Annotated in this window: 8 protein-coding genes and 1 pseudogene; 4 read left to right on the forward strand and 5 right to left on the reverse strand. The window is 70.2% G+C overall.

The window, feature by feature from the left end:
- Window positions 1–29: 29 nt before the first annotated feature.
- Window positions 30–1,103, forward strand: coding sequence for a DUF5694 domain-containing protein (locus tag QMX80_RS05730; RefSeq protein WP_282275812.1), 1,074 nt, complete (start codon window positions 30–32; stop codon window positions 1,101–1,103).
- Window positions 1,104–1,270: 167 nt separating this feature from the next.
- Here the strand turns inward: QMX80_RS05730 and mnmG are convergent, their stop codons facing one another.
- Entirely contained in the window at window positions 1,271–3,160 is a 1,890-nt protein-coding gene (mnmG, locus tag QMX80_RS05735; protein WP_282275814.1) for a tRNA uridine-5-carboxymethylaminomethyl(34) synthesis enzyme MnmG, read from the reverse strand.
- A 617-nt stretch (window positions 3,161–3,777) separates the two neighbouring features.
- Entirely contained in the window at window positions 3,778–4,371 is a 594-nt protein-coding gene (locus QMX80_RS05740; RefSeq protein WP_273084892.1) for a hypothetical protein, read from the reverse strand.
- Window positions 4,372–4,513: 142 nt separating this feature from the next.
- On the opposite strand from QMX80_RS05740, the gene QMX80_RS05745 reads away from it, so the two are divergent.
- The 3 genes from QMX80_RS05745 to QMX80_RS05755 are packed head-to-tail and all read left to right on the forward strand — an operon-like array spanning window position 4,514 to window position 6,529.
- The gene (locus QMX80_RS05745; protein WP_282275818.1) at window positions 4,514–5,476 is read left to right on the forward strand and encodes a pyridoxal-phosphate dependent enzyme; all 963 of its coding nucleotides are present in this window, start codon (window positions 4,514–4,516) and stop codon (window positions 5,474–5,476) included.
- On the forward strand, window positions 5,461–6,075 hold the full coding sequence (locus tag QMX80_RS05750; protein ID WP_055772970.1) for a YdcF family protein: 615 nt from the start codon (window positions 5,461–5,463) through the stop codon (window positions 6,073–6,075). The genes QMX80_RS05745 and QMX80_RS05750 overlap by 16 nt, the downstream gene beginning before the upstream one ends.
- 25 nt (window positions 6,076–6,100) lie before the next feature.
- Window positions 6,101–6,529 carry a ketosteroid isomerase-related protein gene (locus tag QMX80_RS05755; protein WP_282275821.1) on the forward strand — a complete coding sequence of 143 codons (429 nt, stop codon included), beginning with the start codon at window positions 6,101–6,103 and terminating at the stop codon, window positions 6,527–6,529.
- A 376-nt stretch (window positions 6,530–6,905) separates the two neighbouring features.
- Here QMX80_RS05755 and bioC read toward each other — a convergent pair whose 3' ends face one another.
- The 3 genes and pseudogenes from bioC to QMX80_RS05770 all read right to left on the reverse strand — a co-directional run.
- Complete coding sequence (gene bioC / locus QMX80_RS05760; RefSeq protein WP_282275822.1) at window positions 6,906–7,796, reverse strand: malonyl-ACP O-methyltransferase BioC; 891 nt, start codon at window positions 7,794–7,796, stop codon at window positions 6,906–6,908.
- Between the two features lie 23 nt (window positions 7,797–7,819).
- Complete coding sequence (locus tag QMX80_RS05765) at window positions 7,820–8,602, reverse strand: SDR family oxidoreductase (RefSeq protein ID WP_282275824.1); 783 nt, start codon at window positions 8,600–8,602, stop codon at window positions 7,820–7,822.
- 60 nt (window positions 8,603–8,662) lie between these two features.
- A pseudogene (locus QMX80_RS05770) lies at window positions 8,663–8,872 on the reverse strand (pimeloyl-[acyl-carrier protein] methyl ester esterase); the annotation flags it as partial.

The raw sequence follows: 8,872 nt of genomic DNA on the forward strand, positions 1-8,872 counted from the left end.
ATCACATGCAGCAGGGAGGGGTGCAGGGAATGTGGGGACGCGGTGTAGTGATCGGCACGCTGTTGGTAGGTGGGCTGCTGGCGGGAGCGGTGCAGGCGCAATCCTTTGATCTGCGCGCACACAAGGGGCCGCAGCATGGAGCGAAGAACGAGGTCGCGGTGCTAGGCACCACGCATCTGGCGAGCATGCCGGAGACGTTCGACCCCGCGACGCTTGATGTAGTGATCGAGCGGATGGCGGCGTGGCGGCCGCAGGCGATCGCCATCGAGGTGGTGTCGGGCCTGCAGTGCGACATGATGCGCCGCTACCCGTACCGCTACGCGAGGACGGTTGGCGGCTACTGCCCCGACATGTCGGCGGCGGCCAAGGCCACCGGGCTGGATGTGCCGGCGGCGAATGCGGCGGCAGAGACGATGCTGGAGGCATGGCCCGCGCAGCCGGCGGCGGCGCAGCGGCGCACGCTGGCCGCCACGTTCCTGGCGGCGGGTGAGCGCGAGTCGGCGCTGGTGCAGTGGCTGCGGCTTCCGGTGGCGGAGCGGCACGCGGGCGACGGGCTGGACCAGGCGCTGGTGGACGCGCTGGAGGCGCTGCGCACCAGCCGCAACGAAACCACGCTGCTTGCCGCGCCGCTGGCCGCGCGCCTGGGGCATGAGCGGCTCTGGCCGATGGACGACCACAGTTCCGACCGCTACGGCCGCGACATCAAGGCCTACGTGGCCGCCATCCGCAAGGCGTGGGACAACCCGGCGACCCACCAGCGGAGCGCGATGTTCAGCGAAATGGAAGCGCAGATGGATACGCCGGAGAAGGTGCTGGCCATGTACCGCTGCTACAACGCGCCGGAGCTTGCCGCCATCGCCTTCGAGAGCGACTACGGCGCCGCGCTGGAGGAGCCGTCGGAGCAGGGCTACGGGCGCCTGTACGTGACCAACTGGGAAACCCGCAACCTGCGCATGGCCGCCAACATCCGCGACCTGATGGGGCCGACCCCGGGGATGCGCACGCTGGTGATCGTCGGTGCATCGCACAAGGCGTATCTGGATGCCTACCTCGACCAGATGCACGACGTGCACATCGTCGATGTGCAGCCGCTGCTGAAGTAGCCCGCCGACGCGGGAGCATTCCCGCGCGCTTTCCCCGAGGGGAAAAAGAAGCAGGCACCCAGCGCGAGCCGGGTGCCTGTTTTCATGGTGGGTCGTGAAGGGTTTGAACCTTGGACCCGAAGACTAAAATTCTTCTGCTCGATCAACGTGCAGCACCGCAGGCGCGCTCACGCCACCTTCCCGCGCCGCGCCCGCTCCAGGTGCACCAGCAGCAGTGAGATCGCCGCCGGGGTCATGCCGGGGATACGCTGGGCCTGGCCGATGGTCTGCGGGCACACGCGTTCAAGTTTCTGCAGCACTTCGGCGGAGAGGCCGCGCACGGCGGCGAAGTCGAAGCCTTCGGCAATGGCGGTGTTCTCGTGGCGCTGCTGGCGTTCGATCTCCTCGCGCTGGCGGTCCAGGTAGCCGGCGTACTTGACGCTGATTTCCACCTGTTCGGCCACGCGTGCATCACTCACGCCGGGGCCGAGCGAGGGCACCTGCATGAGCTTGGCGTAGTCCAGTTCCGGGCGCTTGATCAGGTCAAGCACATTGGTTTCGCGGCTCACCGCCACGCCAGTGGTTGCCTGCACTTCGCGGCCCAGCGTGTTGGCGGGCGTGGCCCACAGGCCGCGCAGGCGCGCGCTTTCGCTGGCGACGGCGGCCTGCTTGGTTTCGAACGCGTGCCAGCGGCGGTCGTCGACCAGGCCCAGCTCGCGGCCGGTCGGGGTCAGGCGCGCGTCGGCGTTGTCCTCGCGCAGCTGCAGCCGGTATTCGGCGCGGCTGGTGAACATGCGGTAGGGCTCGCTGGTGCCGTGGGTGATCAGGTCGTCCACCAGCACGCCGATGTAGGCCTCGTCGCGGCGTGGGCACCAGCCGTCCTTGCCCTGAACGAACAGCGCGGCGTTGACGCCGGCCAGCAGGCCCTGCGCGCCGGCTTCCTCGTAGCCGGTGGTGCCGTTGATCTGGCCGGCGAAGAACAGGCCGGCGACCTGGCGGGTTTCCAGCGTGTTCTTGAGCCCGCGCGGGTCGAAGAAGTCGTATTCGATGGCGTAGCCGGGGCGGGTGATGTGCGCGTGCTCGAAGCCGCGGATGCTGCGCACCAGTTCCAGCTGCACGTCGAACGGCAGCGAGGTGGAAATACCGTTGGGGTAGATCTCCACCACGTCCAGGCCTTCGGGCTCGACGAAGATCTGGTGGCTGTCCTTTTCGGCGAAGCGCACCACCTTGTCCTCGATGGACGGGCAGTAGCGCGGGCCGATGCCTTCGATCTGGCCGCTGTACAGCGGCGAGCGGTGCAGCGCGTTGCGGATCACCTCGTGGGTGCGCTGGCTGGTGTGGGTGATCCAGCAGCTCACCTGCCGCGGGTGTTCGTCGGCGTTGCCCAGGTAGGACATCACCGGCAGCGGGTCGTCGCCGGGTTGTTCGTCCATGACGCTGTAGTCGAGCGAGCGGCCATCGATGCGCGGCGGCGTGCCGGTCTTGAGCCGGTCGATGGCGAACGGGCGCTCGCGCAGGCGCGCGGCCAGGGTGGTGGCCGGCGGGTCGCCCATGCGCCCGGCGGTGTACTGGGTTTCGCCGATGTGGATCTTGCCGGCGAGGAAGGTGCCGGCGGTGAGCACCACGGCCGGCGCATGGAAGGTCAGTCCGGTCTGGGTGACGGCGCCGCGCACGGCGTCGTCTTCGATCACCAGGTCGTCCACCGCCGCCTGGAATACGGTCAGGTTGGGCTGCGATTCGACGATGCGGCGGATCGCCATGCGGTACAGGTTGCGGTCGGCCTGGCAGCGGGTGGCGCGTACCGCCGGGCCCTTGGAGGCGTTGAGCGTGCGCCACTGGATGCCGGCCAAGTCGGCGGCGTGCGCCATGGCCCCACCCAGCGCGTCGATCTCCTTGACCAGGTGGCCCTTGCCGATGCCGCCGATGGCCGGGTTGCAGCTCATCGCGCCCACCGTTTCCACGTTGTGGGTCAGCAGCAGGGTGCGGGCGCTGCCACGCGCCGCGGCCAGCGCGGCCTCGGTGCCGGCGTGGCCGCCGCCGATGACGATGACGTCGTAACGATGGAAGGAGTCGGTCATGGAGGTAAGGGCTGGAAGTGTGAAATCGGTCGGTGGCCTGTGGCACAAGCCTTCGGCGACGGTGTGGTGATTTTACCGCCAATGCCTGGCGGGCATGCAGGAAGGCCTAAAGTTGGCACGCAAACTGCAGTTAACGTCATTGCACCCGGTGTGGCATGCGCCATCGGCGCAGTGGCTGGAATTGGAACAGGGGCCAGCCGAAGCGCACACCGGGGAAGCATGGGGCCGGCAGTCGGGGGACTGCCGGCCCTTTTTTCATGGCGCATGTTCCTGTGCGCGACCCGTGTGGCGGCTTTGCCTTGAAGACGGCTGCCCTGCCGCTATTCCCTGCGGGTTTCCGGCTATGCCGGCCGGGGGTGTCCGCCTTGTGCGGGCAGGCCTGTCCGGATGGCTGGCAGGAGCGGGCCCGAATCCGGAAAGACAAAGCCCCGGCATGGCCGGGGCTTTGTCGTTATAGGCGCCGATGCCCGACAGGGCCGGAACAGGGGGGATCCAGATTTCCTGACGGACATCGACATTGAAGCGGTGAGGTGTGAAGGGCAGTTCGTGTCAGTTATCGACGCTGCCGGTCACCCGGTTCGACAAGATTGCCTGGTTTTTCCGCAAATGCAAGCGTCTCAGGGCTCCTGCTGCTGCGCCGGGCGCGGACGATGGGACTGTGACGGCGGTCGGGCCGGTGCCGGACGCTGCATCATCGGGCGCGGCGCGCCATTGGCCTGCGGCGAGGGCATCGAGCGCGGCACCGCCTGGGGCTGCGGACGCGGTTGCGGGCGCGGCTGGCGGTCCATGTCACGCCACGGCGACTTGCCGCTGCCGCCACCATCCACCGGCGGGCGGGGACGCGGCGGGCGTCCGTCGCCGTCACCGGGGCGCGGCGGTGGGCGATGGCCGCCGTTGTCGTTGCCCGTCGGCGGCGGACGATGCCCGTCGCCCCAATGGCCACCATGCGGCGGGCGCGGGGGCGGGTTGTACGGCGGGCGGTAGACCGGGTACGGGTAGCGGTCGTAGTAGCCGTAGCTGCCGTAACCGTACGGGCCGTAGCCGTAGGAGCCATAGCCGTAGGAACCGTAGGGATAGCCGTACGGGTAGGTGCGCTGCACCGACGCCGAGCCGCTGTAGTAGCCGCCGGAGCCACTGCCGACATAGTCGTAGGTGGCGCAGCCGGACAGGCCGAGCAGCAGGCCGGCCGAAAGAATCAGGCGCATTTTCATGAGTTTCTCCCCCTGTTGGGCACGCGGCCAGCTTCGTGCGTTTGCATTGAATCGGTCCTTAACCCTCCCGGTCGGGGCTGAACGCGGGTCCAGTGGCGGCCCGAGATGGTCCGGCACCCGGGGCCTACGTTAACCTTTCCCCATGGTTGAACTCACCCTGCCAGGGCCGGCCGACGTGCTGGCCGCCGCGGCCCGCATCGCACCTCATGCCACGGTCACCCCGGTCCTGCGCTCGCGCGAGCTGGATGCGCTGGCCGGCGCCCGCCTGCACTTCAAGGCCGAGCACCTGCAGCGCGGCGGCGCGTTCAAGTTCCGCGGCGCCTGCAATGCGGTATGGGCGCTGGACGAGGACCAGGCGCGCCACGGCGTGGTGACCCATTCCTCCGGCAACCACGGCGCGGCGCTGGCCCTGGCGGCACGCTCGCGCGGCATTCCCTGCCATGTGGTGGTGCCGGAAGGCGCGGTGGCGGCCAAGCTGGCCAACATCGCCCGCCATGGCGCGACCCTGTGGCGCTGCGCGCCGACCCAGGCCGCGCGCGAGGCCGAATGCGCGCGGGTGCAGCAGGAAACCGGGGCGACGCTGGTCCATCCCTATGCCGACATGCAGGTGATCGCCGGGCAGGGCACGGCGACGCTGGAACTGCTGCGCCAGGCCGGCACGGCGCTGGATGCGGTGGTGGTGCCGGCCGGCGGCGGCGGGCTGGCCTCCGGCACCCTGCTGGCGCTGCGCCAGGCGGCGCCGGACTGCGAGCTGGTGCTGGCCGAACCGGCCGGCGCGGCCGACACCGCGCGCTCGCTGGAGGCGGGAAGGCGGCTGGTCGACTTCGTGCCCGACACCGTCTGCGATGGCCTGCGCGGCGCGCTGGGCGAACCGAATTTCGCGCTGCTGCACGGCAACGCCACGGCCGTCACCGTGGACGACGCCGCCACCGTGGCGGCGATGCGCCTGCTGTGGCAGGTGCTCAAGCAGGTGGTGGAGCCCTCGTCGGCCACGGTGCTGGCGGCGATGCTGGCGCAGCCGCAGCGCTTTGCCGGGCGCAACGTGGGCCTGGTCCTGTCCGGCGGCAACGTAGACCTGGACGCGCTGCCGTGGATGGGCGCGTGAGCCGCAAGCGCGCCGGCCTGTTCGACTGGCTGTGGCGCCTGTGCGTGCTGGTGCTGCTGTGGCTGCTCGGCGTGGCGGCGTGGATCATCTGGGTCGGCGACCGCGACCAGGCTGCGCCGGCCGACGCGATCATCGTGCTGGGCGCGGCGGCCTACGACGCCAAGCCGTCGCCGGTGTTCGAGGAGCGCATCCGCCACGGGCTGGACCTGTACCGGCAGGGCTATGCGCCCAAACTGATCTTCACCGGTGGCTTCGGCGGCACCGGCGCGCGCTTCTCCGAATCGCAGGTGGCGCGCCGCTACGCGCTGAAGCAGGAGATTCCCGCCACGGACATCCTGATCGAGAACCGCTCGCGCACCACGCGGCAGAACCTGGTCGAGGCCAAGCGGCTGATGGATGCGCATGGCATGCGCCGCGCCATCCTGGTCAGCGACCCGCTGCACATGGCGCGCGCGCTGCGCCTGTCGCGGGAACTGGGCATCGATGCACTGGCCTCGTCCACGCCGAGCACGCGCTTCCGCAGCTTCCACACCAGCTGGCGGTTCCTGGCGCAGGAAATCTATTTCTTCCACCGCGACCTGTTCGCCGGCGCCACCTGAGCGCCGCCGCTCTTCGAGAAATCCCATGAGCCACGACGTTTCCCCCGCGCAGCAGCAGGCCATCGACCTGGTCCGCGGCTACTACGATGCCTTCAACCGCGGCGACTGGGCCGGAATGCTGGAGCGTCTGAGCGCTGACGTGGCGCACGACCTGAACCAGGGCACGTGCGAAAGCGGCGTCGAGGCGTTCGCCGCGTTCCTGCAACGCATGGACGCCAGCTATCGCGAACAACTGCGCGACGTGGTGGCGATGGCCAGCCTCGATGGCACCCGCGCCGCTGCCGAATACGTGGTGCACGGCGAGTACCACCACACCGACGAAGGCCTGCCGCCGGCCAACGGCCAGCGCTACGTGCTGCCCGGCGGCGCGTTCTTCGACCTCCGGGACGGCCGCATCGCGCGCGTCAGCAACTACTACAACCTGCAGGACTGGATCGCGCAGGTAGGCGGTTGAAGGTAGAGCGGGGCAACGCCCCGCTGGGGCTCTACCGGGCAGGCCCCGCCGGGCGCTGCCGTGCGCTACAAAGCGCTGCGCTTCGCTCTTCCAGGACGGGATCGCGCGGGTAGGCGGCTGAATGTAGAGCGGGGCAACGCCCCGCTGGGGCTCTACCGGGCAAGCCCGCCGGGCGTTGCCCGGCGCTACAAAGCGCTGCGCTCCGCTCCCTTCAGGATGGGATCGCGCGGCTAGGTAGCCGAATGTAGAGCGGGGCAACGCCCCGCTGAGGCTCTACCGGGCAAGCCCGCCGGGCGTTGCCCGGCGCTACAAAGCGCTGCGCTTCGCTGAAGCATTCCCGGCAGTTGTCTTCGCGCTGCGTAGGGCGGCCCTGTGCCTACGGATTCTGTGGCTTGCGCCGGATCGGAATCGCCGATACCGGCACCGCGGCGACGTCGTGGCCGTGCTCGCGGATCGGCGCGCCCGGCTCCGGTGCCCAGGCGTGGGCGTAGATGACTTCCCAGCTGCTGGGAAGTTTGCCGTCGGGCCGGCGCAGCGGTTCATAGGCCGCCTGCGCGGCGTTGAAGCGGCCGCGCCCGGTGAGCGTGTGGCGGCGTTCGCTCAGCGCGTTGGTCGCGCCAATGGCCTTGAGTTCGCGCATCAGCGCCGGCAGGCCGTCGTAGGTGAGGGTGAACAGGTCGCGGTCCAGCACCGGGTCGCGGAAGCCGGCCATCATCAGCGCGTCGCCGAACTGCGCGATCTGCACGAAGCGGCTCACATGCGGGGCGGCGTCGGCCTGTGCGAACGCCTCGCGCAGCTCGATGAGCGTGTCCGGGCCGAAGGTGGAGCACACCAGCAGGCCGCCGGGCTTGAGTACGCGGCGGAAGCCGGCGAACACCGACGGCAGGTCTTCCACCCACTGCAGGCACAGGTTGCTGAAGATCACGTCCACGCTGTTGTCGGCCAGCGGCAGCGCCCGCGCATCGGCGCATACGCGCGAGAACGGGCGCCACCAGCCGGCCTGCTTCTTCGCTTCGGCCAGCATCGGCAGGGCCAGGTCCAGCGCGATCACCTGCGCCTTGGGCCAGCGCTTCTTCATCGCTGCGGTCGAGTGCCCCGGGCCGCTGCCGACGTCCAGCACCACCTGCGGCTGCCGCTGCTCCAGGTAGTCCAGCGATTCCAGCAGGCGTTTTGCGACCTCCTGCTGCAGCACGGCGGCGGCATGGTAGCGGGAGGCGGCGCGCGAGAAGGCGCGGCGGACGTGCTTGGCATCGAACAGGGAAGGCATGGGAATACGTGCTTGCAACAGGGTCAGAAGGTACCGGGGTAGGCGCCGCCGTCGAGCAGCAGGTTCTGCCCGGTGATGTAGCCGGCATGCGCACTGCACAGGAAGGCGCAGGCGGCGCCGAACTCGTCGGGCGTGCCGAAGCGACCGGCGGGGATGCCGGCGCGGCGGCGCGCGGCCACCTCGTCCAGCGGCTGCTGCTGCCTTTGCGCGCTGGCCTCCAGCGTGCCGCGCAGGCGGTCGGTGTCGAACGCGCCGGGCAGCAGGTTGTTGATCGTGACGTTGCGCGCCAGGTGGGTGCGGGCGACGCCGGCGACGAAGCCGGTCAATCCCGAGCGCGCGCCGTTGGACAGGCCGAGGATGTCGATCGGCGCCTTCACCGAACTGGAGGTGATGTTGACCACGCGGCCGAAACCGCGCGCGGCCATCGCATCGACGGTGGCGCGGATCAGCTCGATCGGGGTGAGCATGTTGGCGTCCAGCGCGGCCAGCCACCGTTCGCGGTCCCAGTCGCGGAAATCGCCAGGTGGTGGGCCGCCGGCGTTGGTGACGAGGATGTCCACCTGCGGGCAGGCGGCGAGCGCGGCGGCGCGGCCGGCGGCGGTGGTGATGTCGGCGGCGACGGCGACGACCTGGCCGGCACCGGGAAGGGCGCGCAGTTCCACTGCGGCCGCTTCCAGCGCGTCGGCGCCGCGGGCGACGATGACCAGGTTGGCGCCCTCGCCGGCCAGCGCGCGCGCGCAGCCCAGCCCCAGCCCCTTGCTGGCGCCGCAGACCAGTGCCCAGCGCCCGGCGATTCCAAGATCCATCGGTCTACTCCCGGTGTGTTCGGTGGCCGCACATGATCGGCGATGCGCGCACGCGGCGGCTCACATGCAGTCCGCAACGAAGCGTTGCAGCAGCCCGGCGACGTGGTCGGCGTGGCCGAGGAACGGCGCATGGCCGCCGCCGTCGATGGTATGCGCGGCGTGCCGGCCGGCCGGCGCCAGCGCCGCGGCGCTGTGCATGGCCTTGGCGGGGACCAGCCGGTCGCGCTGGCCGCCGATCCACAGGCCGGGCGTGCGCAGGCCGGGCAGGGC

This window comes from Stenotrophomonas sp. PS02297 (assembly GCF_029959705.1).
GTDB classification, from domain to species: domain Bacteria; phylum Pseudomonadota; class Gammaproteobacteria; order Xanthomonadales; family Xanthomonadaceae; genus Stenotrophomonas; species Stenotrophomonas nitritireducens.

Bases quoted from the DNA above. Each gene is read 5' to 3' on its own strand.
- QMX80_RS05745 (WP_282275818.1), top strand. From the start codon at position 4,514: ATGGTTGAACTCACCCTGCCAGGGCCGGCCGACGTGCTGGCCGCCGCG.
- QMX80_RS05755 (WP_282275821.1), top strand. From the start codon at position 6,101: ATGAGCCACGACGTTTCCCCCGCGCAGCAGCAGGCCATCGACCTGGTC.
- QMX80_RS05765 (WP_282275824.1), bottom strand. From the start codon at position 8,602: ATGGATCTTGGAATCGCCGGGCGCTGGGCACTGGTCTGCGGCGCCAGC.
- QMX80_RS05730 (WP_282275812.1), top strand. From the start codon at position 30: ATGTGGGGACGCGGTGTAGTGATCGGCACGCTGTTGGTAGGTGGGCTG.
- QMX80_RS05740 (WP_273084892.1), bottom strand. From the start codon at position 4,371: ATGAAAATGCGCCTGATTCTTTCGGCCGGCCTGCTGCTCGGCCTGTCC.
- mnmG (WP_282275814.1), bottom strand. From the start codon at position 3,160: ATGACCGACTCCTTCCATCGTTACGACGTCATCGTCATCGGCGGCGGC.
- bioC (WP_282275822.1), bottom strand. From the start codon at position 7,796: ATGCCTTCCCTGTTCGATGCCAAGCACGTCCGCCGCGCCTTCTCGCGC.